Source organism: Natronoarchaeum mannanilyticum (assembly GCF_039522665.1).
GTDB classification, from domain to species: domain Archaea; phylum Halobacteriota; class Halobacteria; order Halobacteriales; family Natronoarchaeaceae; genus Natronoarchaeum; species Natronoarchaeum mannanilyticum.
Map to the genome: position 1 here is coordinate 1161096 of NZ_BAAADV010000001.1, position 24060 is coordinate 1185155.

The following is a 24060-nucleotide window of genomic DNA, read 5'->3' on the forward strand; positions in this document are numbered from 1 at the left end:
CGCGATCGTTTGCGAGCGCGAGGGACCGCGGAACTGCGACGACGCCGGAACCTACACGGTCGCGGGCGCTCCACACGGCGTATGATCGAGACCGAAGTTCGGGACGACGTTCGGACGGTGCGGCTGACCCGACCGGAGCGTCGGAACGCGCTGACGCCGGCGGCGCTCGACGAGCTCGCCGCGGCGATCGAGGACGCCGACGAGCCCGTGGTGTACCTGGCCGGCGCGGGGTCGGCGTTCTGTGCCGGCGCGGATCTCGACGCCGTGGCCGACCTCGACGACGAAGAGCGCGCTCGGGCGTTCGCCCGGCGAGGCCAGCGCGTCGCGCGGACGATCGAGACGGCCGAGAGCGCAGTCGTGGCCGGGATCGACGGGGCGGCGCGGGGCGGCGGCGTCGAGCTCGCGCTGGCCTGCGACGTGCGCGTCGCGACGCCCGCGGCGACGTTCGCCGAGCCCGGCGTCACGTTCGGGCTGTTCGGGGCCTGGGGCGGCACCGTTCGCTTGCCGGAGGTCGTCGGGCTCGGCGACGCGATGGACGTGGCGCTGTCCGGGCGCGTGCTCGACGCCGACGAGGCCCTGCGCGCGGGGCTCGTCTCGCGCGTCGTCGACGAACCCTACGCCGTCGCCGACGAGCTCGCGGGCAACGATCACGCGGCCGTGCGCGCGGTGAAGGCGCGACTTCGCGACGACGCCGATCGCGAGACGCGAGAACGGGAGGAGGCCGACGCGTTCGCGGAACTCGCCGTCGAGCGGGCGGGAACGCGGAACGAGGACTCGCGCGGACGCGAGGAGAACTGAGGCGGCCGTCGAGAGTGGTGGTTGTCGAGCGGCAGCTGTCGGTCGCGGCGGTGTCGTCCGCGGCAGAGAGCCGACAGCTTTGATACGGCGAAGCACCCAGTCGGTAGCATGCCCGACTGCGACTACTGCGACGACTCGTTTGCCGACGAGTCGTCGTATCTCGATCACCTGAAGTCCGATCACCGCGGCGAGCTCGGAGCGATCGACCGCCGCCGGATCGACGCCGACGACGATGACGAGGGGGGGCGCGACCTGGCGCTGTACGCCGTCGGCATCATCGGCGTCGCGCTGATCGCCGGCCTTCTCACCTACGTCGTCATCTCGGGAGCGCTCGGCGGCGGGGGCGGCGACGGCGAGCTCGGTCAACAGGGGGCGGCGCCGAACCCGCCCGGCTTCGACCTCGGGCCCGCCGGCGAAGATCAGGTATACCAGCCGTACGGACAGACGCACTACCACGGCGAGATCAGCGTGACCGTCGGCGGCCAGGAAATCGACTTTACTCGGTCGGCGTTCCAGCATCCCGCCGCCAGCCCGGCGTTCCACTTCGAGCGGGGCGAGGCGCGCTGGCACGGCCACGCCAACGGCGTCACGCTGGAGTACGCCCTCGAGACGACGGCCTTCGGCGTCACCGAGAACACGTTCTACTACGACGGGACGCTGTACGACGGCAGCGAGGACGGGACGACCGTGCGCTACGAAGTCAACGGCGAGACGGTCGACCCCGAGACGTACGTGCTCGAGGAGAACGACTACATCGAGGTCGTGGCGACGAACGAGTCGAGCGGCTGACGGATCGCGGCGGACGGATCGGCGACCGACGAACCGACCGAGTAACTCAGCGCTCGGGCGACGGCGGCATCGCGCGCTTGTGGGCGCTGCGCTCGTACATCGCCCGGACGCGATCGACAGTTTCGACGTCGACGTCGACCAGCCGCGCGGTCGCCGTCGCGGGGACGTCGCCGTCGATATGCAGCGCCAGAATCGGATCGAGCGTGTCGTACGCGATTCCGAGCTCGCCTTCGTCGGTCTGGCCGCTCCAGAGGCCCGCCGTCGGCGGCTTCTCGACGAGATCGTCGGGGACGCCGACGGCGCGGGCGAGCTGGCGCACCTGCTGCTTGTAGAGGTTGCCGATCGGGTGACAGTCGACGGCGCCGTCGCCGTACTTCGTGTAGTACCCCACCAGCGCCTCGCTCCGGTTGCCGGTGCCCAGCACCAGCTGATCCTCGTGGTTCGCGACGAGGTAGTTGAGCACAGCTCGCGTCCGCGCGCGAGCGTTGCCGACAGCCGTCTCGTCGCCCTCGCTGTCGGGGTAGGCGTCGACGAACCGCTCGACGATCGGCTGGATCTCGATCACGTCGTACTCGATGCCGAGATCGCTGGCCACGCGCTCGGCGTCGCTCATGTTGTCCTCGCGGCTGACCGTCCCGGGCATCACGAGCCCGCGCAGCCCGTCCTCGCCGAGCGCCTCGACTGTGAGGTGCGCGGTGAGCGTGCTGTCGATGCCGCCCGAGAGCCCCAGCACGGCGCCGTCTGCGCCCGCGGCGTCGACCCGGTCGGCGATGAACTCCGTAATGTGCTCGCGCCGAATCGCGAGCTCTTCTTCGGAGAAGCGTAGGTCCACCATCACGCCGGAATTGGTGCGTGATCGTCTAATAGCTGTTCGTTTCGCGCAAATATCGGAGTCGTCTGAGCGCCAAACGTGCGTGATTCTCGAAGTCCTTGGAGGGGCTCAAAGGTACGTCCGCCAGGATTTACGGGCATCGAGTCGGATTATTATAGTATGGATCCGGACGCGCAACGGACGGTCGCGGCCTGGGCGGTGCTCCTGCTCGGGGGCGTCGGCTGCGGCGTCATGTTTACGCTACTCGAGGGTGCTGACGCCGGCTCGGTGCTCAGAACGTACGCATTCGGAATCGCAATCGCGGTCGCCGCCGGCACGGTGCCACTTCCCGGTAGCCTCGACCGTTTGCATCCGCTCGGGGACTGACGATCGGCCGACGGAAGCGCTACGTTCAAGTGCGGGCATCTTCAAGCAGTTTCTACGCTGCGCGAGCGCGCCGGTGGTGAGCAGACCGAAGGTCTGCGATCCTCGGCGCGAGTGAGCAAAGCGAACGAGCGCCGGTGTTGAGACGGACGAAGTCCGTCGATGCACGGCGCATGAGGAACGACGTGACGAATGCGCCGGTGGTCTAGTGGTAGGACATGAGCTTCCCAAGCTCATAGCCCGGGTTCAATTCCCGGCCGGCGCATTTCTCGGTCCGAACGGACGTGAGGACCGTGTATGCGGAACGGAGGGAATTGAATCACGCGAGTCGCAGCGCGCGAACGGAGTGAGCGCGACCGTCTCGCAGTCGGGTTCAATTCCCGGCCGGCGCACTTCTGCGAGGTCGTCGCGAACGAAGTGAGCGATTGCTCGAAGCGACTCGCCGCTTCGGTGAACGGGCGCGCAGAGCTGTGTACGCGGAACGGGGACTGAGACAGGCCACGAAGCAAGGCTGGATAGCTGGCGGCAAAATCATAGCCGCTTTGTGTCTCACACGGCTGTAGTCGGGTAAGAATGGTACACGTCAGCGTCATCGGATGCGGAAACATGGGGAGCGCCCTCATTCGGGGACTCTCGAGAACCGGCAATCACACGATCACGGCCTGCGACGTCGACGAATCCGCGCTCGACGCGGTCGACGAGTACTGCGCGACGACCACGACTGATCTCGCGACCGCGGCCGAGGCGCCGGTCGTGTTCGTCGTCGTCAAACCCGATCTGACGGCGGCGATCGTCGACGACCTCGATCTCGCGGACGACCAGACGCTCGTCTCGATCGCCGCGGGCGTCTCGACCGACGCGCTCGAACCGCGGACGGACGCCCGCGTCGTGCGCGTCATGCCGAACCTCGCAGCCGCGACGGGAGACATGGCGGCGGCCGTCGCCGGCGACGAGCTCACCGACGACGTCGTCGAACTGCTCGACGACGCCGGCGTGTTCGTCGAGATCGACGAGGACCGGATGCACACCTCGACCGCGGTCAACGGGAGCGGCCCCGCCTTCGTCTTCTACCTGATCAAGGCGATGATGGACGCGGGCGTCGACAGCGGATTGAACCCCGACGAGGCGAAGGTCCTCGCCGCACAGACGTTCAAGGGCGCCGCCGAGACGGTGCTTCGCTCGGATGAATCCATCGACCAGCTCATCGAGGACGTCTGTTCGCCGAAAGGAACGACCATCGAAGGAATGGAAGTGCTTCGAGAGAGCACCGTCGACGAGGCGGTCGCGGACGCCGTCGCCGCCGCGGAGCGGCGATCCGAGGAACTAGCCGGGGAGGCCGACGATGAGTGAGACGTTCGAGCTGACCGAGACCGTCGATTCGGACGCCGTCGACGAGGCTCGCGAGCTCGCGGCGAGTGCCGAACTGGTCGTCGTCAAGGCGGGGACGAACTCGCTGACCGACGAGCAGTCGAATCTCGACGAGGCGAAGGTGAACAAGCTCGTCGAGGACGTGATGGATCTCCGCCGACAGGGCAAGCAGGTCCTGCTCGTCTCGTCCGGCGCGGTCGGCGCGGGGAAGGGGCTGGTCGACCTGACCGACGAGACGGTCGAGGAGTCCCAGGCGCTGTCGACGGTGGGCCAGTCCCAGCTCATGCGCCAGTACACGGAGAGCTTCGAGCGGTTCGACCAGACCGTCGCACAGCTCCTCCTGACGGAGAACGACCTCGACGATCCCGACCGGTTCACCAACTTCACGAACACCGTCGAGACGCTGCTCGAGTGGGACATCGTGCCGATCATCAACGAGAACGACGCCGTCGCGACCGAGGAGCTTCGCATCGGCGACAACGACATGCTGTCGTCGTCGGTCGCGATCGGCGTCGAGGCGGACCTGCTGGTCACGCTCACGGACGTCGACGGCGTGTACACGGGGAACCCGAAGCACGATCCCTCGGCCGAGCGCATCGACGCCGTCGGGAGCAACTACGGGGCGGTCCAGGAGCTCGTCACCGAGAGTTCGTCGGAGTCGTTCGGCGGCATCCAGACGAAAGTGTCCGGCGCGCGCTCCGCGAGCGAGCACGGCATCCCGGCGATCATCGCAAAGTCTACCGAGGACGACGTGTTAGACAAGATCAGCGCCGAGAAGACGGTCGGGACGCTGTTCGTCCCGATAAACAACAAGGGAGATCACGAGGACGATGACTGAGAAATCGACCGAAGCCAAAGTGGAGGAGGCACAGACGGCCGCGCTGCGGATCGCGGGGCTATCCGACGAGGCGCGAGCGGACGCGCTGGAGTCGATCGCGGACGCGATCGACGCGAACCGCGAGGAGATCCTCGCGGCGAACGAAAAAGACGTCGCCGAGGCCGAACAGCTCCTCGAAGCCGGGGAGTACACGCAGGCGCTCGTCGACCGGCTCGAGCTCTCGCCCTCGAAACTGGAGAGTATCGCGGAGATGGTTCGGAGCGTCGCCGACCAGGAGGATCCGCTCGGGAAGACCCAGACGGCCCGGGAGCTCGACGAGGATCTGGAGCTGTACAAGAACACCGTTCCCATCGGCGTCGTCGGGACGATCTTCGAGTCCAGGCCCGACGCGCTCGTCCAGATCGCCGCGCTCTGCTTGCGGTCGGGGAACGCGGTGATCCTCAAGGGCGGCAGCGAGGCGAGCCACTCGAACCGCGTGCTCTTCGAGCTGATCGAGGAGGCGACGGCCGACGTGCCCGACGGCTGGGCGCAGCTCATCGAGGCGCGCGCCGACGTGGACACCGTCCTCGAAATGGACGACTCGATCGACCTCGTCATGCCGCGCGGTAGCTCCGAGTTCGTGAGCTACATCCAGGACAACACGAGCATCCCGGTCCTCGGGCACACCGAAGGCGTCTGTCACGTCTACGTCGACGCGGACGCCGACCTCTCGATGGCGACCGACATCGCGTACGACGCGAAGGTCCAGTACCCCGCGGTGTGCAACGCCGTCGAGACGCTGCTCGTCCACGAGGACGTCGCCGAGGAGTTCCTGCCGATGATCGCCGAGCGGTACGAGGACGCCGGCGTCGAGATGCGCGGCGACGAGGCGTCGAGAGCGATCGTGCCGATGGAAGAAGCAAGCGACGCCGACTGGGAAACCGAGTACGGCGACCTCGTCGTCGCCGTCAGGGTCGTCGAGTCGCTCCGCGAGGCGACCGGCCACATCACGGCGCACGGCTCGAAACACACCGATTCGATCGTGACCGACGACTCGGATCGCGCCGCCCGGTTCATGCGGAGCCTCGACTCGGCCAGCGTGTTCCACAACGCCTCGACGCGCTTCGCCGACGGCTACCGCTACGGGCTCGGCGCCGAGGTCGGGATCAGCACCGGAAAGATCCACGCGCGCGGTCCCGTCGGCCTCGAAGGGCTCACCACGTACCAGTACTACCTCGAAGGCGACGGCCAGATCGTCGGCACGTACGCCGGCGCCGACGCGAAACCGTTCGTCCACGAGGACTTCGACGGCTCGTGGACGCCGGGCTCGCTGTCCGACCGGTAGCCGTCGACGCGTCGGCGTGACGCCACGCTTTTGCCGTCCAGTCGACCACCTTTCGTCAATGACCGACATCGACCGCGCCGCCGAAGCGATCCGAGCGGGCGAGCTCGTCGTCTACCCGACCGAGACCGTCTACGGCCTCGGGGCCGACGCGCTGGACGCCGACGCCGTCGAGCGGGCGTTCGCGGCGAAGGGCCGCCCGCGCTCGAACCCGATGTCGCTGGGCGTGCCGGACGTCGAGACCGCCGCCGAGTACGTCGACCCGACCGAGCGCGAGCGGGCGTTCATGCGCGAGTTCCTGCCGGGCCCGGTGACGGTCGTCTGCGAGCGCCGCGAGTCGGTTCCGGACGTGCTCACCGCGGGGAAGGACCGCGTCGGGGTGCGCGTGCCGGATCACGAACTGGCCCTGGAGTTGCTGGAGGCCGTCGCTCCCACCCCGATCACCGCGACCAGCGCGAACGTCAGCGGGCGGGCGAGCGTCCTTCGATCGGAGGACCTGGACGACGAGATCCGCGAGGACGCCGCGGTCGTGCTCGACGGCGGCGAGACGGCGGGCACGGAGAGCACGGTCGTCGACGTGAGCGCCGGCACGATCCACCGGCGGGGCGCGATGGCCGACGAGATCGAGGCGTGGCTCGACGAGCACTGACGCCGGAGGCGCCGCCAAAGCGTTGGCGCCGGAGGCGCTGCCATCGCCGTGCCCCCGACAGCTACCCGAACCCCAGCATCGAGCGTAGCGTGCGCGTCCGGACGCCGCACTGCTCGGCGTACTCGCACGAGTCGCACTTGGCGTCGTCGCGCAGCCGCGGCGGCGGGCCGTCGATCGATTCGAGGGTTCGGATCGCCTTCCTGTAGCGCGCCTTCCGACGGACCGTGAGATCGATCGCCCGGACGACGCCGTGGGTCGGGTACTCGACGTACGCGCACTCGACCGAACGTTCACGTTCCCAGGCCAGCGCCTTGGCCGCGGCGACGGCGTGGACCGACTGGGCCTCCCAGACGCCCTGTTCGGGCGGGCTACCGGCCGATAGCAGCGACGGACGGGGCGGATCGGCGAGAATTTTGTGGACGACGCCGCGGCACTCCCGCCCGGTCAGGAGAGCGTTGCGCTCGGCGGGCCGAGCGATGTCGTTCCAGTCGTCCAGCCGGCGTCGAGCGCGTTCGAGGTTCTCGCGGAACCTCTCGGGGGAGACTGCGATCGGCTCGTCGTCAAGAGCGCTGTCGGCCGCGTCGAATAGTTCGCGGTACCGGAACGCCAGTTCGCGGCGACGCTCGACCTCGGGCGGCGGCGATCGGTCGTCGTCGCGGCGCGCGTAGTAGAGCTTCCGGGGACAGTACGCCGCGAGCCGGAGGTCGCTGAACGCGTGGCGGGACACGCGAGGCTCTCGCGGCGGGATCGGATTTGAATCTGCGGGCGATCGGTGGACGGAGAAAATTCAGAACGAGACGTCGGTCTCCATCCCCTCGGTGGCGTCCTCGAGCCCGTCCTGCTGGACGTCTTCGGTGATGCGCTCCGAGAGGTCGGCGTCCGCGAGGATGCTGTCGAACTCGTCGCGGTAGCGGTCGTTGGCCTGACGGGACTCGTTTTCGGCCTCGACGACCCGACGGTAGCGTCGGACCGTGGACTCGCTGACGTCGAAGCGCTCGGCGAGGTCGGCCGTCGAGGCGTCGTCGGCGAGCGCCCGCCGAAACGCGTCGAACTCGAAGGGAGCGTCGGTGTCCCGGTCGCGCACGAGGTGCAGGTCGAGCCGGGACCGGACGACCGTCGTGCGCGATGCGTCGAGCGCACGGGCGATTTCGGCGTCCGAGTCGCCGTCGTAGAACCGCTCGACGAGCTCGCAGAGCTGCTCGGTCGAGAGATCGGTCTCGAACTCGTAGCGCTCGCGCATGCTCTCGATCACCCCCTCGACCCGCTCGTCGACGTCCTCGCGGTCGGCGTCCGCGAGCGAGCCCCGCGTGTCCTCCTGAGACTCCGTGACGGTGTCTTCGTCCGTCACGTCGATGAATATGTCGCGGAGCTCCTCGGTCTTCTCGTCCATCGGTACGGTACGTATCAACGTGAGGGAGTAAAAAACCTTGTTGACGATAGACCGTCAGGACGGCGCGGCGACGGCCCGGTGGCGGAACCGCGGCGCCAGCGGGACGCAAGCGGGGACGGCGCCGGCGGCGAATCGTTTGCGTAAACCGTAGCGTTCTTCGTGGTTGACGTAGATGCCATGGGCATGCAACAGACGGACGAGCAAGTCGATATAGTCGACGAGGAGCACGTCGTCGGACTGAGCGGCGCGGCGCTGTTCGCGGCGCTGACCGGGGCGCTCGCGTATCTCTCGATTCCGTACCCGCTCTCGCCTGCGCCGGTGACCCTGCAGGTGCTCGGCGTGTTTCTCACCGCCACGTTTCTGGGCGCGAAGTGGGGCGGCGTCTCGGCGGTGCTGTACGTCCAGGCCGGCGCGCTCGGCGCGCCGATCTTCGCCGGCGGCGGCGCCGGGCTCGGAACGCTGCTGGGACCGACCGGCGGCTACCTCTGGTCGTACCCGATCGCGGTCGCGCTCATGGGGTGGCTCGCGTACGGGCAACTCGGCATCGGGTCGCCCTCCGAGACCGGAACGACGCGACTGGTCGCCGCGTTAGCGGCCGGAACGCTCGTGATCTACGCGCTCGGAACGGCCCAGATGATGGTCGTCAGCGACCTGGCGATCGTCGAGGCGATCTGGGTCGGAGCGGTCGTGTTCTTCCCCGCCGAGGCCGCCAAGATCGCCGCCGCGGTCGCCGTCGTCCGGAGCGGCGCGGTCCCCGACTGGTCGGCCGAAGGGATCGCGAGTCGGCGATGATCGAGACGCGCGAACTGGTCTGCCGGTACGGCGACGCGACGGCGCTCGACGGCGTCTCGCTCCGGATCGCTGACGGCGAGTTCGTCGTGCTGGCGGGCGCCAACGGCAGCGGCAAGACGACGCTCGTCCGGCAGTTCAACGGGCTAGAGACGCCCGACGAGGGCGAGGTGTTCGTCGACGGGACGCCTGTGGCCGACGATCTGGTGGGCGCGCGCAGGCGCGTGGGGATGGTGTTCCAGAACCCGCGCGACCAGTTCGTCGCCGCGACGGTCGGCGAGGACGTCGCGTTCGGGCCCCGGAATCTGGGGCTGTCGGAGAACGAGATCGAGCGACGGGTGGGCGACGCGCTGACGGCGGTCGGCATGGAAGGTCGAGGGGACGAGCGGATCGATCGACTCTCGGGCGGCGAGCATGAGCGCGTCGCGATCGCCGGCGCGCTGGCGATGGAGCCCGATCACCTGGTGCTCGACGAGCCGTTTACCGGGCTGGACGAACCGGCTCGATTGTCGGTGCTCGATCGCCTGTCGGAGCTCAGCGCGGAGGGTGTCGGGTTCGTCGTCGTCACCCACGACCTGCGCGACGTGCTGGCGCTGGCGGATCGGGTCGTCGCGCTCGCTGACGGGCGAGTTGCAGCCGACGTCGGACTCGATGCGGACGCCGACGCCCAGTCGGCCGCCGCGGTGCGCGACGCGCTCTCGGGGCTCGGCGTCCGCGTGCCCGGGTCCGAAGCAGATCCGAAAGCGAACGCTGACCGACGATGTTAGCCTACGAGCCCGGCGACTCGCCGGCACACCGGCTGGATCCGCGGACGAAGCTCGCCGCCCAGTTCGGGTTCGCGATCGCGGCGTTCGGCCACGGCGGGCCCGAGGCGCTGGCGCTGCTCACTGCGGTCGCGCTGGCGGCGCCGGCGAGCGCGGGGCTGTCCCCGTTCCGGGCGCTCGCGGCGTTTCGATTCGTGCTCGTGATTCTGCTCGTCGCGCCGCTGGTCGCCGCCGCGACGCTCGGGCCGCCGTGGCTCGACGTCTCTGCCGGCGCGGCGTCCGCGCTGGCGAGCTATCGGGTCCTGCTCGTCTTGCTCGTCAGCGCGGCGTACGTCGCGTCGACGCCGGCCCGCGACTCGCGGACGGCGATCCAGTGGCTCCTGCCGGGGCGGATCGGCGTCACGCTCGGCGTCGGCGTCGGGCTCGTGTTCCGCTTTTTCCCAGTGTTGCTGAGCGATCTTCGCTCGATCCGCGACGCGATGGCCGCCCGGGGCGGCGATCGGGGCTCGTTCGTCGAGCGCGCGCGGCGCATCGGCGTCCGCGGCGTCGACCGGACGTTCCGACGTGCTGATCGACTTGCGGTGGCGCTCCAGGCCCGGTGTTTCGCGTGGAACCCGACCCTGCCGACGCTGTCGTTCGGGACGCGGGACGCGCCGGTGCTGGCGCTCGCGGTCGGGCTGGCGATCTCGCCGCTGCTGTGATCCGGGGTCGCGGCGGGCCGTACGGTTCTATTGAACGCGAAACGAGTTGTAGATTCGCGCAAGACGTGACGGGGATCGGTGTCGGATTTCGGAGCAAGATTTAACTCGCAGGTGCCCCCGTGATAGTACATGATAGATAGTCGTGACCACGATGCACACTCGTGGAGCGGGCCGGCACCGATACGGGAGCGTGATCGGCGATGACACCCAGTGCTGGAGCCGATGGTGCGCTGATCGTCGCCCAGTCGAGCGGCGACGTGACCCGACCGACGTTCTTCGAGATCGGGCCCGTCGGGAAGGCCATCTTCTACATGCTCGCGGCGGTCGCGATCTTGATCTTCCTGCACGGCGTCTACGAGCGGTTTTCGCGGTACGCCCGGGGGAGCGACGACCGCCGTGAGCGGCTGGCTGACTTGCCCGGTCGGCTCGTCGACGCGGTGACGATCGTCGGCTCCAATCGCTACCAGTTCGATCGGGATCTGACGGCGGGCGTGATGCACGCGTTCATCATGTGGGGGTTTCTCACCCTACTGATCGGGACGACAATTCTCGGCATCGACATGGACTTCTACCGGCCGCTGACCGGCGAATCGTTCTGGGTCGGCGACTTCTACCTGGCGTACTCGTTCGTGCTGGACGCGATGGGGCTGCTGTTCGTCGTCGGCGTCGGGATGGCGCTGTACAAGCGCTACTGGAAGCGCTCGGAGCGGCTCTGGGGCAAGCACACCGGACTGGAGGACGACCTGTTCGTCTGGACGCTGTTCGTGCTCGGCGTCGGCGGCTACCTGCTGGAGGGCGTCGGCATCGTCGGGCGCGGGTTCCCCGATCACGAGACGATCAGCTTCGTCGGCTACTTCCTCGCGCTCGCGTTCGATGCCGGCGGGCTCTCGGCGGGCGGCGCACAGTCGATCTATCCCGCGGTGTGGTGGCTCCACTCGCTGCACGCGCTGGCGTTCGTCGCCGCGGTGCCGTACGCCAAACCGTTCCACATGCTGTCCTCGTTCGCCAACGTCGTCGCGCGAGACGAGGACGCGGGCGCTCGACTCCCCGGCGTTCCGGCGGATCTCGACGCCACGAACGCCGAGTCGCTCGACGACTTCACCTGGAAGGAGCTGCTCGATCAGGACGCCTGCACGAAGTGCGGCCGCTGCTCGTCGGTCTGTCCGGCGAAGGCGTCAGGTCGACCGCTGGATCCCCGCGACGTGATCCTCGACCTGAAATCCTACCGGGAGTCGCTGGACGCGGGGGAGACAGAGGAGAAGCCGATTGTTGCAGACGGGGGGGCGAGCGTGATCGACAGCGAAACCATGGAGTCGTGCATGAGCTGCATGGCCTGCATGGACGCCTGTCCGGTCGAGATCGAGCACCTCAACTCCTTCACGCGGATGAACCGCCAGCTCACCGACCAGGGCGACGTCGATCCGAACGTCCAGGACGTGTTTCAGGACGTGATGCAAAAGGGCAACACGTTCGGAGATCCCCAGCGGAATCGCGCCGACTGGGCCGACCCCTTAGAGATCGAGCCGACGGACGCCCGGGAGGAGGACGTCGAGTACCTCTGGTACGTCGGCGACTACCCGAGCTTCGACGAGCGCAACAAGAAGGTCGCCCGGTCGCTCGCGAAACTGTTCGAGGCCGCCGACGTCGAGTGGGGGATCCTGTTCGACGACGAGAAGTACGACGGCAACGACGTCCGCCGGATCGGCGAGGAGTTCCTCTACCTCGAACTCGCCGGCCACCACGTCGAGACGTTCGAGGACTGCGAGTTCGAGAAGATCGTCTGCACCGATCCGCACTCCTACAATACGATGAAAAACGAGTACCCCGAACTCGAGTTCGAGGAGTTCGCGGACGATCCGATGATGCCGTTCGACTACGACGAGCGGTGGAACGACGACGGCGAGATCGACGTGTTCCACTGGACGCAGGTCGTCGAGGAACTGGTCGAGGAAGGGCGACTCGGGCTCTCCGGCGACGAACTCGACTACACCGTCACCTACCACGACCCCTGCCACCTCGGCCGGTACAACGACGAGTACGAGGCGCCCCGCGAACTCGTCCGCGCGACGGGCTGTGAGCTCCACGAGATGCCGCGCAACCGCGACAACTCGTTTTGCTGCGGCGGCGGCGGGGGCGGCCTCTGGATGGAGTTCGACGAGGAGCCAAAGCCCAGCGAGGAGCGATTGCGGGAGGCGCTGGAGGATACCGACGCGGGCGAGTCGATCGAGAAGTTCGTCGTCGCCTGTCCGATGTGCATGACGATGTACGAGGACGGCCGCAAGACCGGCGGCTACGAGGACGCGATCGAGATCGTCGACGTGGCAGAGCTGCTCGTGGAGGCGGTGACCGGGAACGTGCCGGACGAACTGGACGAAAACTGACCCGACCAGGGTCGGATGCAGTCGTTTCTACTCGAAGCGGATCGCCTCCACTCGAAGCGGAGGGGTTCGAGGATCGTACGGATACGAACGGCTACGAACTAGTTCGAACGAAAACGAGAAGATCCGTACACCGCGTTCCAAAGGAAAGGGAGGGGTTCGGTCGCAGTTTCGAAAGTAGAGAGACGAACCGGAGCCCCGCTATCGCGGGGGAGCTACTCCCCGTCGCGCCAGGCGTCGGGGACCTCGATGGCGTAGCGACCGTCCTCCATCAGCGAGATGATGTACTCGTCGCGGTCGTACAGCTCCATCAGGTTGAGCTCGTATTCGCCCGGCCGGACGATCTTGATGCTCTCGAACTGCTCGTTGAGCTCCTGACGGAGCGCCTCCAGATCTGGCTGCTCGTCGTCGGGCGTCCCGACGACTTCGCCGTTGTCGGCGTCCGGCGGCGTCCCGCTCCGGTCGCCGTCGATCGGGTGGTCAGACGTATCGGATCCGCCGGCAGCGGTGCCGTCCGCCGTGGCGGCGTCCGCCGTATCGTCGGCCGGGAGGTCGTTCGGGTCGACGACATCCGACCGGGCGCTAGCCTGCGCGACGTCCTCGGACGAGGAGGACGGAGACGTGTCAGCGTCGTTTCCGGGCGTGCGCGTCAAATCGTCGTCCGAAGGAGTCGGGCGGTCGTCCGGTCGGGACTGGCGGGACGGGCGGTCGTCCGGTCGGGACGGGTGATCGCCCGATCGAGTCGGATCGTCGGTGGGGTCGCGACTGCCGACGTCCGGCCAGTCGCCGGTCGATTCGATGTTCGACCGCCCGGCGTCGGCGTCTTCGCGAGCGTCAGCGAGCGAAGGTTCGGAAGCCCCGAGAGGGCTTCCGGTGTCCTGGCGAGGCGAAGCCGAGCCAGGGCTCGCGGAGCTTCGTTCCGCGGCGTCCGATCCGGCTCGGTCGTCGGCGGACGCTGACGTGGCGTCTCTGGTAGATGCCGACGCCGCATTCTCGGCGGATGCCGACGCGTCGTCTTCTGTGGATGCGTCGTCGGCGGCGGATGCCGTTGCGGCGTCCTCCGCGCTCGAGGAGTCGCCGCGTCCGACCCAGTCGCTGACGGTCTGTTTCGCCTGGGAGACCGTTCCGCTGACGCCGGAATCGGACGAGCTGTCGGAGTCCGACGCTTCGTTCGACGCCGACGCGTCCGCGGTGCTGTCGGACGCCGCGGTGGCGTCTGCCGACCCGGCCGATGTGTTGGCGCCGACGGAACCGCCGCCGGACGGCTCGAACTGGAACTTGTTGCCCCCGCAGTCCGGACAGCCCGACAGCATCTCCTTGGAGCCGTCGGGGAACGTCCGGCCGCAGTTCGTGCACTGGTGAGGCATTACTGGCGGGAGACGAGCGCGCTGATCAGCGTTTCGTCCTTGTGGAGCGTCTCGATCTGGTTGGCCGGGCCGATCACTGTCAGCTTCGAGGTGTCCTCCTTGCCCATCAGGCGACCGAACAGCCCCTGACTGTCGGTGTCCGAGCGCGGGTACGTCTCGATCTCGATCCCGTTGAAGTCCTCGGGATCGGCGGGGGTGATCTCGGTCATCGTCACCTCGATGAGCTTCGACTCCTCGTCGGGCGAGAGCCCCTGTTCGAGGATGACGATGTTGCCGTCCCGGACGCCGTCTAAGATCATCCGGATCTTCTCCATGCTCGTCATCCCCTCCATCCGTTCGCCGCTTATCAGGTCGATCTGGACCCCGTCGGCGGGTTCTTTCACTTCCGGCATGTTATCCGAAGTACTCCGCGATCTTGTCGTACACTTCGTCCATGTTGTCGCCCTCCAGCGCCGAGAGCTCGACCGTCTCGTGCTGCGGGAAGGCGTTCGCGATCTGCTGGACGCTCGAATCCTCCAGGTCGATCTTGTTCGCGAAGATCAACACCGGCAGGTCCTGGCTCTCGATGATGCCGACCAGCATGGTGTTGACCTGCGTGAACGGATCCTGCGTGCTGTCTAACACGTAGATCACGCCGTCGACGTCCTCGCGGAGCCAGTGCATCGCCTCGGCGACGCCTTCGGTGGCTTCGCGAGATCGTCGCACGGCGTCGTCCTCTTCCATGTCGTAGTCGAGGAACTCCTCGTAGTCGACCTTCGTCGTCACGCCCGGCGTGTCGACGATGTCGATGGTCACCGAGCGGCCGTTGCGTTCGATCTCGACGTTCTCCTTGCGGCGCGCGCGGCGCGTCTCGTGTGGCACGTGGCTCTCGGGGCCGACGGCGTCGCCGGTCCAGTCCCGGGCGATCCGGTTGGCCAGCGTCGTCTTGCCCGCGTTGGGCGGCCCGTAGATGCCGATCCGCTTCTGTTCGTCGTCGGAGAAGAGTCGGTCCGTCACCCGCGATATACTATCTTTGAGTCCTGTGAACAGTCCCATCCTGTCACCCCGCACCCGCGCGTGGGCTAGGTGCTATGGCGGACAAGGAGCCCCATGCTACTTAAGCCTACGTCAGACACCCATATTATTGGATACACTTGCGCCGCTGATTGTTTTTCGTTGCTACTTGCTCGAATCAGTGCACGGACGGTGGGCAGCCGTTCTACGTCGGCTGTGCTGTCCCGCCACGAGACCGATGGGACAGGCTCAGTGTCGTAGATAGCGAGAACCCGTAAAGTGAGTCACCGGTCATCGAGATGCTCGTGGCGTGTTACCAGGCAGCTTGATCGGGAGCTCGTCCGCCCGTGGTGAGGCCCCCACCCCTTCGTTTCGTGTGGAACACGAGAAGGGCGGGTGGGGAGGGGCCGTCTGGCGGGAGAAATCACGTCACCGGTTCGCACGTTTCCTGCGTTTGTCTAGTTTATAACTAGATGAATACATACGATACTAGCTATCTCTCTAGTTTGCGGATACTGTTTCTGAGCAGAGGTGATAAAGATTCGGCTAGCTAGAAGCCTTGCTGGATCTCTCATCCCCTCCCCGGTCATTTCGTGTTCCACACGAAACGAAGGGGTGGGGGGGTTCGGGCCGTTCCCGCCACAACCCCCCCCATTTCAGGTGGACGCCTCCCCCCGCGAGTCGTCAGTTCGAACTTCACCGGATCGCGATCGCGAACTGCTCGTCGAGTTCGATGACATATCGTCAAAATCCAGAGGGTCGGTAGACCAGGTGTTCGGTGCAACCCCTCCGTTTCGACTGGAGATCCGCAGTACGACTTCCGAAACGTGCTCGCCACCAGCTCTCCAACCGGTCTCATCACGACGCCGCCGATGCTGAAGCGGAACGATACTAAAACAGAATGACTTGTTGTCCGTTCGCTCTTTTCCGACGAGATGCACCTGATCGAAACTCGGCGTTCATCGTCCGAAGGTCGATCCCCAGCGGACATCCGAATCAGGTGACGATCGGCCCCGGCCAGACGATCAAACGACTGGCCAGTCGTGGGTCCCGAGGACATCCCAGTCGTCGAAGATACGAGCACGCCCCGCACGGCCGCGTTCGAACCCCTAGCCCGAGCTTTCCCGTCGTACGATACGGACTAGAGGGAAGAATTTAAGACCCTCGTCGACCTTTGCTTCGTCTGCATCAACTGGACGCACCCGATAGCATTCCGACGCGTATTTACGCTCGTCACGTCGTGTGACGCCGGTTTCGCAGTCTCCGTGGGTGTCCGTTCCAGGCGAAACAGAGGGGTAGAACGATTCACAGATGGCCGACAACGACACCACTCCCGACGACGCTCCGGACCCCGGCGATAGCCCGCGGTCGTTCGACGTCGACCTCGACGAAGTCGTCCTCGACGACGAGGAGGAAGACAGTCAGGGGCTGTTCGACGATCTGCTCGACAGCGAACCGATCTTCGAGAACAAGGAGGTTCTGCGACCGTCGTACACGCCCCACGAGCTTCCGCACCGCAAAGAGCAGATCAACAAGATGGCGACGATCCTCGTCGCCGCGCTCCGGGGCGAGACGCCCTCGAACATACTCATCTACGGGAAGACAGGGACGGGCAAGACCGCGAGCGCGAAGTTCGTCAGTCAGGAACTCGAGAGCACCTCGGAGAAGTACCAGGTCCCCTGCAACGTCGAGTACATCAACTGCGAGGTGACCGACACCCAGTACCGCGTGCTCGCGCAACTGGCCAACAAGTTCATCGAAAAGAACGAGGCGTTCGTCGACGAGCGCCTCGGCGAACTCCGGGATCTGCGCGACGCCGCCGAGGACGACCGATCGGCGCTCGACGACGCCGAGTTCGCCACGGTCGAGGCCGTCGAGGACCGGATCGACGAACTGGTCGACGACCGCGAGGAGATGGAGCAGGTGCCGATGACGGGGTGGCCGACCGACCGCGTGTACAGCGTCTTCTTCGACGCCGTCGACTACCGCGAGCGCGTCGTCGTGATCATGCTCGACGAGATCGACAAGCTCGTCGAGAAGTCGGGCGACGACACCCTCTACAATCTCTCGCGGATGAACTCCGAGCTCGACAACTCGCGCGTGTCGATCATGGGGATCAGCAACGACCTGAAGTTCACCGACTTCCTCGACCCCCGCGTCAAGTCCAGCCTCGGCGAGGAGGAGATCGTGTTCCCGCCGTACGACGCAAACCAGCTGCGCGACATCCTCCAGCACCGCTCGGACGTGGCGTTCAAGGTCGACGCGCTGACCGACGACGTGATCCCGCTGTGTGCCGCCTTCGCCGCCCAGGAACACGGGGACGCGCGACGTGCGCTCGATCTCCTCAGGACCGCCGGCGAGCTCGCCGAGCGCGACCAGTCCGAGAAAGTTCTCGAGGAGCACGTCCGACAGGCCCAGGACAAGATCGAGCTCGACCGCGTCGTCGAGGTCGTCCGCACACTCCCGACCCAGTCGAAGCTCGTGCTCTTCTCGATCATCCTCCTCGAGAAGAACGGCGTCCACAACGTCAACACCGGCGAGGTGTACAACATCTACAAGACGCTCTGCGAGGAGATCGACGCCGACGTGCTCACCCAGCGCCGCGTCACCGACCTGATCAGCGAACTCGACATGCTCGGCATCGTCAACGCCGTCGTCGTCTCGAAGGGCCGGTACGGCCGCACCAAGGAGATCAGCCTCTCGGTCCCGATCGACGAGACCGAGGCCGTGTTGCTATCGGACTCCCGGCTCGGCGCCATCGAGGACGTCCAGCCGTTCGTTCAGGCGCGCTTCGACAACTGAGCCTCGGATCGAGTCCGACAACCGAGCCGCGAACCGAAGCGGCGTCGTCTCGAACTCGTTCACCCCCGATACCGAACCCCCTCGTTTCTACTCGACACACGTCCCGGAGCGCGCCGGCCTGCACGTTGAGCGCCGGCGCCATTTCGCGGACGACGACGACTCACAGCCGACGGCGTCCGCCCCGTCGGTCGAATTCGCGCGATCGATCGACGGCGTTTGCCGCCGACTGGCGAGAAGCGTTCAGAAAGCGCCGTCGATTACGATCGCGGCGCGGCGATCGCGGTTCGAGCCGAAACGGTGGGTTGGTCGCCGATCATCCCCGGCGACGCCGGCTGGGCCGTGCCGAACAGCGGCCGGCAGCTCGCGGTGCCCGAGAACTCCAGTCGGATGCAGCCGAGCCACGGGAGCCGCACCTCGGCGGTCCCCTGGATCCACTCGGGCTTGACCACCTGGTACCGGTCGACCTGATCGTACTGCTGGTTGGTTCGTGGATTGTCACCCTTCGTGACGAACCCCGAGTGCGGGGCGCTGCAGGCGTTGATCTCCTCGCAGCTGTCGGCCTGGATGTGGCTCTTGTTGGCCTTCTCGTACCAGTTCTCGCCCTCCTCGACGTAGAACATCGCCCGGTGTATGATCGGCGTGTCGCTACCGCCGTTGGGCTGGAAGACGATCACGTCGCCGTAGGAGCCGAACGTCCTGTAGCCGGCTTCCTTGCCCTGCTGGTAGGTCACGACGCCGGTCCCCTCGACCGCGGCGTCGGGCGTTAATCGGTCTTCCTCCATGATGAAGACGAGGTCGCCTTTCTGCATGTGCGGGTTCATGCTCCCGCTCTCGATGGCGACCAGCGGCGGCCAGACGCCGCTGATCCCGAACAGCACGAGGCCGATCACGAGGACGATCCCCACGCTGCTGGCGACGTCCTTGAACACGATCACCGCCTCGTTGTCGGTCCGTCGAAACCAGCCGATCGGGTTCGCCGAGGGATCGGGAATCGGTTGCTCGGCGCTCGCGTCGGCTTCCGGCGCGGGCTTGTCGGCCGCAGTCGTTCTGGCGACTCCGCCAGGATTCGCCGACTCGCCGCCGTTGGGTTCGACGCTGCCGTCTCCTTCGACGCCGGGATTCCCGTCGGCGGGCGCTTCGTCTCCGCCGGCGGACGCTTTGTCTCCGTCCGCGGACGCCGTTTCCCCGTCGGAGGAGGCTTCGTCTCCGCCGGCGGACGCTTGTTCGGCGTCGACCGACCGCTCGTCGGCGCCGGAGTTCGGGTCAGAACCGTCTTCGTCCGAGCCGCCCTCGCCAGCGTCGACGTCCTCCGAAGCGGCGTCGTCGGCGTCTCGACCGTCGTCGGAGCGTGCGGACGGCGGCGGATCGCGGTCGGGCCCGTCGCCGCCGTTGCTGTCCGTCATTGACGACGTGTAAACCGCCGCCTGTGATCAACTTTCTGCTCTCTCTACCGTCGTCGCCGGGGTTCCGACACCGTTCGACGTCCGGGACGCCGCGGCGGCCCCGACGTTCCGGCACGCTTTTGCCCGACTGCGCGGATCGTAGCAGACGTGCCGCTCGAAACGCCCGCCAGAATCGTCCGCGCGCTGGCGACCAACGGGTTCAACGCCGATCGCGAGGCCGTGACGCTGATCGCCTCGGCCGACGACCCCGGTCGCGCGCTCGACGCCGTCGTCGAGGCCGCTCCCGAGGACGCCCTGACGATCACGCCCGAGCACGTCCGGACGGCGCTGGACGACGCCGACCCCCCGGTTTCGAGTGGAACTGACTCCCCGGAACCGCAGGACGGAGACGGCGACGTTCCAGTCGAAACGAAGGGGGTAGAAGACGACGCAAATTCACAAACTACGACGGCGTACTCGGACGATTCTTCGCGCGAAGCGACCACAGAGAGCTCCGTTTCGAGTGCATCGGCAGCGAGCCCAGCGACCGACGAAAGCGACGCCGCGGCCGGCGCAGACGCCGCCGCTGATGCGAGCGCCGCCACTGCTGCGGACGCCGCCACTGCTGCGGACGCCGCCACTGCTGCGGACGCCGCCGCCGAAGCGGACGCCGACGACGCCCCGCCGGCCGCGGGCCGGGCCGACCGCGCGACGCCGGACCGCGCCCAGCGCGACGACTCGCAGCGCTCGCTCGACATCGGGAACGACATCACCGGCCGCTCGACGGGGACCGGCGAGTACCAGGACTTCGTCACCGTGTTCCGCGACCGCTTCGAGCGCCTGAGCGGCAAGCTCCGCGGGCGCATCAACCACCGGCCGACCGACGCGCTCGACGCCATGGGCGGGGGAAGCGACGCCGCGATCGTCGGGATGGTCAACGACATCCGCTCGACCGCGAGCGGCCACTGGCTGATCGAGCTCGAGGACACCTCGGGCGTGTTCCCCTGCCTCGTGATGAAGGACCGGCGCTTCGCCGACCAGGTCGACGAGCTGCTGTGCGACGAGGTGATCGCCGTCGAGGGGACGCTCGCCGACGACGGCGGGATCCTCTTCGTCGACAGCATGTACTTCCCCGACGTTCCGCGAACGTTCGAGCCCTCGACGGCCGACCGGCACGTCCAGGCGGCGCTGATCAGCGACGTCCACGTCGGCAGCCAGGAGTTCATGGCCGAGGCGTGGACGCGCTTTACCGACTGGCTCCACACCGCCGAGGCCGAGAACATCGAGTACCTGCTAATCGCCGGCGACATGGTCGAGGGCGTCGGCGTCTACCCCGATCAGGACGACGAGCTCGACATCGTCGACATCTACGAGCAGTACGAGGCGTTCTCGGAGTACCTCAAGCAGGTGCCCGGCGACATCGAGATCGTGATGATCCCCGGCAACCACGACGCCGTCCGTCTCGCCGAACCCCAGCCGGGGTTCGACGAGGAGCTCCGGGAGATCATGTCGGCCCACGACGCCCGCATCTCCGGCAACCCCTCCGTCGTCACCATCGAGGGCGTCTCCGTGCTGATGTACCACGGCGTCTCGCTCGACGAGATCATCGCCGAGTTCCCCGACGAGAAGGCGACCTACGACGACCCCCAGAAGGCGATGTACCACCTCCTCAAGAAGCGCCACGTCGCCCCGCAGTACGGCGGCCACATGCGGCTGGCGCCCGAGGAGAAAGACTACCTCGTGATCGACGAAGTGCCCGACATCTTCCACACGGGCCACGTCCACAAGCTCGGCTACGGGAAGTACCACAACGTGCTCGCGATCAACTCGGGCTGCTGGCAGGCCCAGACCGAGTTCCAGAAGAGCGTCAACATCGATCCCGACACCGCGTACGCGCCGGTCGTCGACCTGGACACGCTCGACGTGACGATCCGGAAGTTCGCCTGAGCCCGCCGCCGCCGCTTCTTCGGATCGCTCACCCGACGAGCGACCCCCTAACCCGCCGACCGAGGACTTAACACGTACCTGGCAAACACGACTGCATGGCGATCCAACTGCAGCTCTCGCGGGCGACGGACACGGTCGTCGAGGAGCTGGTCGACGGCGCGATCGCGGCGCTCCCTCGCCTCGTGATCGGACTCGTCTTCCTCTCGCTGGCCTACGTCGGCATCAAGGTCGCGCTCGCGCTCGTCCGGTCGGCGCTCTCTCGCGTCTACGCCGGCGAGCAGCGACTGATCGCGGATCTCTTTACGGCTATCGTCGGCGTGTTCCTCTGGTTCGGCGTCGCGCTGACGCTGCTGAAGGTCGTCGGGATGGGCGACATCGCGGCGAGCCTCGGAACGGCGGCGGGCTTCGTCGCGCTCGGCATCTCCTTCGCGCTCTCGAACATGATCGCCGACACCGTCGCCGGCGTCTACCTGCTGCGGGACCCGGACTTCGAGATCGGCGATCGGGTCACCGTCGAGTCGGTCACCGGAACGGTGGTCGGCATCGAACTCCGGAAGTGCCGGATCGAGCTCGACTCGGGCGACACGGTGGTGCTGGCCAACAAGGACGTCGAGAAGAAGTGGACCCGGCTGGCGGACGCCGACGCGGCCGAAGTACCTGGAGCGCCGGCCGAGTGACTGCGGAGTGGTGAGAGGGGCGTCTCGGCGATTCGACTGCGGCACCGTCGACCCGTGCCACTAACCCCCACGTTTCGACTGGAGCTACGGTTCCAATCGGTAGCGCACCGTCGGCGTCCCGTCGAACCGCGGCCCCGGACCGCGTTCGGTGAACCCCAGCTTCTCGGCGGCGTCGGCCACCGACGGCTCCGAGTCGGGCGCCAGCAACTCGACGGTCATCGACTCGGCGCGCGCGAACCGGATCGGCTCGCCGAGCAACTGCTCGCAGGCGTCGCCGGTGCCGTCCAGCTGGGTCACGTGGACGGTGTCCTCTTTCGCGTCGAAGCTGACGAACCCGAGCAGCTCGTCGCCGCTGTCGGCGTTCCCGGCGTCGTCGTTCGGATCCGACGCGGTGCCGTCGGGCTCGGCCACGCGAACCGTGCGGTCGTGGACGAGGTTGCGCATCACGTCCGTCGGCGAGTCGGCGATCGCCGCGAGGGCGCTCGCGTCGGCCTCGACAGCGTCCCGGATCTCCATCAATCGTGTGGTAACGGCGCACACGGATAAACTGTTTGCGTCCCCGGCACGGACAGGTTCAAATCGCTCGAACCCCTCGCCATGTGTATGAGTGGCACGGACGATTCGGATCCGGACCGGTGTGACTTCTGCCGGCTTCCCTGTCCCGAGGGGACCCACACGCTGGAGCGCGACGGGACGACCTACCGGTTCTGCTCGGCGACGTGCCGCGACGCCATGCAGCGCTCGGACCGCGTGTTCACCGAGTACCACGGCCACCGCCGGATCGACGCGGGCGTGGCCGGCCTCGACGCTGCGCTGCCCCAAGGGCTGCCCCGCAACTCGTTCGTGCTCGTCGGCGGGCAGACCGGCAGTCGCAGCGGCGCCCTGCAGGCCGAACTCGTCTGGCGCGCGCTCGACCGCGGCGATCCGGCGGTGATCGTCTCGTTCGGCGAGCCGCCGGCGTCGGTCGTCCAGCGCTTTCTCACGCTCGACTGGAACGTGTTGCCCCACCTCGAATCCGGCCGTCTCCGGATCGTCGACTGTTTCACCTACCGGCTGGAGGACCGCGACCGGTACGAGGACCGCCTCTGCGAGTGGAACGTCCACCTCTCCCGGTTCACCGACGACGCCGTCACGAGCGTTCGGGATCCGAGCGACGCCTCCGAAATCCGGCACAAGCTCGACGCCGCGCTCGACGACCGGGACATGATCGACCGCGGCGTCGTCTCGATCGACTCGCTGACGGAGTTCGGGACGCTCGTCCAGCCGGTGCAGGCGTACGACTTCGTCAAGGATCTCCGCGCCGACGTTTGCAAGGGTCGGTTCGTCCCGGTGTTCGCCGGCGCGACGCTGCAAGGCGGCGGCGAGTCGTTCCCCCACGATCTCCACTACATCGCCGACGGCATCGTCGATCTGCAGATGAACGACGAGCTCGTCGAGGACACGCTGATCAAGCGCGCTCGCGTCCGCAAGATGAGCGGCGTGCTGTCCTATCAGGAGTGGGTCGCCTACGAGTACACCGCCGGCGAGGGGATGGTGACGTTCTCGCCCGCCGAGGAGATCGAGGGCGAGGATTCCGCGTCGGGAGCCGGGACCGATGCGATGGACGCCGAGGACGCCGATCCGACCGCGGAGAACGTCGACGACGCGGTTGCGGACGCGCCGGACGCCGGCGACGGCGACGATGCCGAGTCGCTCGACGCCGGTGCGAGCGCCACTGCGGACGACTCGTCGAACGCGGGATGACGTGACGGCGCCGCGTCGCGGCGCGCCAGCGTTTCGGCGTGCCAGCGTCGCATTGTGGCACCGGCACGACGCGCGACGCCGCTCTCGACTCCTCTGGACGGTTGACGTTCGTCCGGAACCGCCCGGTATCCGGAGCGAATTCTTCACGAACGACCGGATAGGTCGGGTG

23 protein-coding genes and 1 tRNA gene are annotated in these 24060 nt (G+C 67.2%); 16 read left to right on the forward strand and 8 right to left on the reverse strand.

Annotated elements, in window-relative coordinates; genetic code table 11:
* Positions 1–81: 81 nt before the first annotated feature.
* Both ABDZ81_RS06085 and ABDZ81_RS06090 read left to right on the forward strand, forming a co-directional pair.
* Positions 82–798: an enoyl-CoA hydratase/isomerase family protein gene (locus tag ABDZ81_RS06085; protein WP_343773007.1), complete on the forward strand. Its 717-nt coding sequence runs from the start codon at positions 82–84 to the stop codon at positions 796–798.
* A 108-nt stretch (positions 799–906) separates the two neighbouring features.
* On the forward strand, positions 907–1587 hold the full coding sequence (locus ABDZ81_RS06090) for a hypothetical protein (protein WP_343773008.1): 681 nt from the start codon (positions 907–909) through the stop codon (positions 1585–1587).
* Positions 1588–1633: 46 nt separating this feature from the next.
* On the opposite strand, the gene ABDZ81_RS06095 is transcribed toward ABDZ81_RS06090, so the two are convergent.
* Positions 1634–2422, reverse strand: coding sequence for an NAD+ synthase (locus tag ABDZ81_RS06095; RefSeq protein WP_343773009.1), 789 nt, complete (start codon positions 2420–2422; stop codon positions 1634–1636).
* A 156-nt stretch (positions 2423–2578) separates the two neighbouring features.
* Here ABDZ81_RS06095 and ABDZ81_RS06100 point away from each other — a divergent pair, with 156 nt between their 5' ends.
* The 6 genes from ABDZ81_RS06100 (at position 2579) to ABDZ81_RS06125 (ending at position 6958) form a co-directional block, all read left to right on the forward strand.
* On the forward strand, positions 2579–2785 hold the full coding sequence (locus ABDZ81_RS06100; protein ID WP_343773010.1) for a hypothetical protein: 207 nt from the start codon (positions 2579–2581) through the stop codon (positions 2783–2785).
* Between the two features lie 191 nt (positions 2786–2976).
* Positions 2977–3047, forward strand: a tRNA-Gly gene (locus tag ABDZ81_RS06105).
* Between the two features lie 308 nt (positions 3048–3355).
* Positions 3356–4132, forward strand: coding sequence for a pyrroline-5-carboxylate reductase (gene proC / locus ABDZ81_RS06110; RefSeq protein ID WP_343773011.1), 777 nt, complete (start codon positions 3356–3358; stop codon positions 4130–4132).
* On the forward strand, positions 4125–4988 hold the full coding sequence (gene proB / locus ABDZ81_RS06115) for a glutamate 5-kinase (protein ID WP_343773012.1): 864 nt from the start codon (positions 4125–4127) through the stop codon (positions 4986–4988). The genes proC and proB overlap by 8 nt, the downstream gene beginning before the upstream one ends.
* Positions 4981–6312 carry a glutamate-5-semialdehyde dehydrogenase gene (locus tag ABDZ81_RS06120; RefSeq protein WP_343773013.1) on the forward strand — a complete coding sequence of 444 codons (1332 nt, stop codon included), beginning with the start codon at positions 4981–4983 and terminating at the stop codon, positions 6310–6312. The genes proB and ABDZ81_RS06120 overlap by 8 nt, the downstream gene beginning before the upstream one ends.
* A gap of 58 nt (positions 6313–6370) precedes the next feature.
* Positions 6371–6958 (forward strand): L-threonylcarbamoyladenylate synthase, encoded by a 588-nt coding sequence (locus ABDZ81_RS06125; RefSeq protein ID WP_343773014.1) that lies wholly within the window; start codon positions 6371–6373, stop codon positions 6956–6958.
* Positions 6959–7019: 61 nt separating this feature from the next.
* Here ABDZ81_RS06125 and ABDZ81_RS06130 read toward each other — a convergent pair whose 3' ends face one another.
* On the reverse strand, positions 7020–7685 hold the full coding sequence (locus ABDZ81_RS06130; protein WP_343773015.1) for a CRISPR-associated protein Cas4: 666 nt from the start codon (positions 7683–7685) through the stop codon (positions 7020–7022).
* A gap of 60 nt (positions 7686–7745) precedes the next feature.
* Positions 7746–8348 carry a conditioned medium-induced protein 4 gene (locus tag ABDZ81_RS06135; protein WP_343773016.1) on the reverse strand — a complete coding sequence of 201 codons (603 nt, stop codon included), beginning with the start codon at positions 8346–8348 and terminating at the stop codon, positions 7746–7748.
* Positions 8349–8531: 183 nt separating this feature from the next.
* Between ABDZ81_RS06135 and ABDZ81_RS06140 the strand changes: the two genes are divergently transcribed.
* The 4 genes from ABDZ81_RS06140 to ABDZ81_RS06155 all read left to right on the forward strand — a co-directional run bounded on the left by ABDZ81_RS06140 (position 8532) and on the right by ABDZ81_RS06155 (position 12983).
* On the forward strand, positions 8532–9140 hold the full coding sequence (locus ABDZ81_RS06140) for a biotin transporter BioY (RefSeq protein ID WP_343773017.1): 609 nt from the start codon (positions 8532–8534) through the stop codon (positions 9138–9140).
* Positions 9137–9904, forward strand: coding sequence for an energy-coupling factor ABC transporter ATP-binding protein (locus tag ABDZ81_RS06145; RefSeq protein WP_343773019.1), 768 nt, complete (start codon positions 9137–9139; stop codon positions 9902–9904). Before ABDZ81_RS06140 ends, ABDZ81_RS06145 begins: the two co-directional genes overlap by 4 nt.
* The gene (locus tag ABDZ81_RS06150; RefSeq protein ID WP_343773020.1) at positions 9898–10602 is read left to right on the forward strand and encodes an energy-coupling factor transporter transmembrane component T family protein; all 705 of its coding nucleotides are present in this window, start codon (positions 9898–9900) and stop codon (positions 10600–10602) included. The genes ABDZ81_RS06145 and ABDZ81_RS06150 overlap by 7 nt, the downstream gene beginning before the upstream one ends.
* Positions 10603–10802: 200 nt before the next feature.
* Entirely contained in the window at positions 10803–12983 is a 2181-nt protein-coding gene (locus tag ABDZ81_RS06155) for a (Fe-S)-binding protein (protein WP_343773021.1), read from the forward strand.
* 212 nt (positions 12984–13195) lie between these two features.
* Here ABDZ81_RS06155 and ABDZ81_RS06160 read toward each other — a convergent pair whose 3' ends face one another.
* The 3 genes from ABDZ81_RS06160 to ABDZ81_RS06170 are packed head-to-tail and all read right to left on the reverse strand — an operon-like array spanning position 13196 to position 15382.
* Positions 13196–14347 (reverse strand): OapC/ArvC family zinc-ribbon domain-containing protein, encoded by a 1152-nt coding sequence (locus tag ABDZ81_RS06160; RefSeq protein ID WP_343773022.1) that lies wholly within the window; start codon positions 14345–14347, stop codon positions 13196–13198.
* Positions 14347–14739, reverse strand: a complete 393-nt coding sequence (locus ABDZ81_RS06165; protein ID WP_343773023.1) for a DUF2073 domain-containing protein — start codon at positions 14737–14739, stop codon at positions 14347–14349. The genes ABDZ81_RS06160 and ABDZ81_RS06165 overlap by 1 nt, the downstream gene beginning before the upstream one ends.
* A gap of 1 nt (position 14740) precedes the next feature.
* Positions 14741–15382: an Era-like GTP-binding protein gene (locus ABDZ81_RS06170; protein ID WP_343773024.1), complete on the reverse strand. Its 642-nt coding sequence runs from the start codon at positions 15380–15382 to the stop codon at positions 14741–14743.
* Between the two features lie 1269 nt (positions 15383–16651).
* Here ABDZ81_RS06170 and ABDZ81_RS06175 point away from each other — a divergent pair.
* Positions 16652–18142 carry a Cdc6/Cdc18 family protein gene (locus ABDZ81_RS06175; protein WP_343773025.1) on the forward strand — a complete coding sequence of 497 codons (1491 nt, stop codon included), beginning with the start codon at positions 16652–16654 and terminating at the stop codon, positions 18140–18142.
* Between the two features lie 257 nt (positions 18143–18399).
* Here the strand turns inward: ABDZ81_RS06175 and ABDZ81_RS06180 are convergent, their stop codons facing one another.
* A complete protein-coding gene (locus tag ABDZ81_RS06180) occupies positions 18400–19545 on the reverse strand; it encodes a S26 family signal peptidase (protein WP_343773026.1) in 1146 nt (381 codons plus the stop codon).
* A 147-nt stretch (positions 19546–19692) separates the two neighbouring features.
* Between ABDZ81_RS06180 and ABDZ81_RS06185 the strand changes: the two genes are divergently transcribed.
* Positions 19693–21471: a DNA-directed DNA polymerase II small subunit gene (locus tag ABDZ81_RS06185; RefSeq protein WP_343773028.1), complete on the forward strand. Its 1779-nt coding sequence runs from the start codon at positions 19693–19695 to the stop codon at positions 21469–21471.
* 95 nt (positions 21472–21566) lie between these two features.
* Positions 21567–22148 carry a mechanosensitive ion channel domain-containing protein gene (locus tag ABDZ81_RS06190; protein WP_343773029.1) on the forward strand — a complete coding sequence of 194 codons (582 nt, stop codon included), beginning with the start codon at positions 21567–21569 and terminating at the stop codon, positions 22146–22148.
* 84 nt (positions 22149–22232) lie between these two features.
* Here ABDZ81_RS06190 and ABDZ81_RS06195 read toward each other — a convergent pair whose 3' ends face one another.
* Positions 22233–22664, reverse strand: a complete 432-nt coding sequence (locus ABDZ81_RS06195; RefSeq protein WP_343773031.1) for a hypothetical protein — start codon at positions 22662–22664, stop codon at positions 22233–22235.
* A gap of 87 nt (positions 22665–22751) precedes the next feature.
* On the opposite strand from ABDZ81_RS06195, the gene ABDZ81_RS06200 reads away from it, so the two are divergent.
* Entirely contained in the window at positions 22752–23891 is a 1140-nt protein-coding gene (locus tag ABDZ81_RS06200; RefSeq protein ID WP_343773032.1) for an ATPase domain-containing protein, read from the forward strand.
* Positions 23892–24060: the final 169 nt, after the last annotated feature.

What these genes read in the sequence shown, in the direction of transcription:
- ABDZ81_RS06085 (WP_343773007.1), top strand. Translation starts at nt 82, where the DNA reads ATGATCGAGACCGAAGTTCGGGACGACGTTCGGACGGTGCGGCTGACC.
- ABDZ81_RS06090 (WP_343773008.1), top strand. Translation starts at nt 907, where the DNA reads ATGCCCGACTGCGACTACTGCGACGACTCGTTTGCCGACGAGTCGTCG.
- ABDZ81_RS06095 (WP_343773009.1), bottom strand. Translation starts at nt 2,422, where the DNA reads ATGGTGGACCTACGCTTCTCCGAAGAAGAGCTCGCGATTCGGCGCGAG.
- ABDZ81_RS06100 (WP_343773010.1), top strand. Translation starts at nt 2,579, where the DNA reads ATGGATCCGGACGCGCAACGGACGGTCGCGGCCTGGGCGGTGCTCCTG.
- proC (WP_343773011.1), top strand. Translation starts at nt 3,356, where the DNA reads ATGGTACACGTCAGCGTCATCGGATGCGGAAACATGGGGAGCGCCCTC.
- proB (WP_343773012.1), top strand. Translation starts at nt 4,125, where the DNA reads ATGAGTGAGACGTTCGAGCTGACCGAGACCGTCGATTCGGACGCCGTC.
- ABDZ81_RS06120 (WP_343773013.1), top strand. Translation starts at nt 4,981, where the DNA reads ATGACTGAGAAATCGACCGAAGCCAAAGTGGAGGAGGCACAGACGGCC.
- ABDZ81_RS06125 (WP_343773014.1), top strand. Translation starts at nt 6,371, where the DNA reads ATGACCGACATCGACCGCGCCGCCGAAGCGATCCGAGCGGGCGAGCTC.
- ABDZ81_RS06135 (WP_343773016.1), bottom strand. Translation starts at nt 8,348, where the DNA reads ATGGACGAGAAGACCGAGGAGCTCCGCGACATATTCATCGACGTGACG.
- ABDZ81_RS06140 (WP_343773017.1), top strand. Translation starts at nt 8,532, where the DNA reads ATGCAACAGACGGACGAGCAAGTCGATATAGTCGACGAGGAGCACGTC.
- ABDZ81_RS06145 (WP_343773019.1), top strand. Translation starts at nt 9,137, where the DNA reads ATGATCGAGACGCGCGAACTGGTCTGCCGGTACGGCGACGCGACGGCG.
- ABDZ81_RS06150 (WP_343773020.1), top strand. Translation starts at nt 9,898, where the DNA reads ATGTTAGCCTACGAGCCCGGCGACTCGCCGGCACACCGGCTGGATCCG.
- ABDZ81_RS06155 (WP_343773021.1), top strand. Translation starts at nt 10,803, where the DNA reads ATGACACCCAGTGCTGGAGCCGATGGTGCGCTGATCGTCGCCCAGTCG.
- ABDZ81_RS06160 (WP_343773022.1), bottom strand. Translation starts at nt 14,347, where the DNA reads ATGCCTCACCAGTGCACGAACTGCGGCCGGACGTTCCCCGACGGCTCC.
- ABDZ81_RS06165 (WP_343773023.1), bottom strand. Translation starts at nt 14,739, where the DNA reads ATGCCGGAAGTGAAAGAACCCGCCGACGGGGTCCAGATCGACCTGATA.
- ABDZ81_RS06170 (WP_343773024.1), bottom strand. Translation starts at nt 15,382, where the DNA reads ATGGGACTGTTCACAGGACTCAAAGATAGTATATCGCGGGTGACGGAC.
- ABDZ81_RS06175 (WP_343773025.1), top strand. Translation starts at nt 16,652, where the DNA reads ATGGCCGACAACGACACCACTCCCGACGACGCTCCGGACCCCGGCGAT.
- ABDZ81_RS06180 (WP_343773026.1), bottom strand. Translation starts at nt 19,545, where the DNA reads ATGACGGACAGCAACGGCGGCGACGGGCCCGACCGCGATCCGCCGCCG.
- ABDZ81_RS06190 (WP_343773029.1), top strand. Translation starts at nt 21,567, where the DNA reads ATGGCGATCCAACTGCAGCTCTCGCGGGCGACGGACACGGTCGTCGAG.
- ABDZ81_RS06195 (WP_343773031.1), bottom strand. Translation starts at nt 22,664, where the DNA reads ATGGAGATCCGGGACGCTGTCGAGGCCGACGCGAGCGCCCTCGCGGCG.
- ABDZ81_RS06200 (WP_343773032.1), top strand. Translation starts at nt 22,752, where the DNA reads ATGAGTGGCACGGACGATTCGGATCCGGACCGGTGTGACTTCTGCCGG.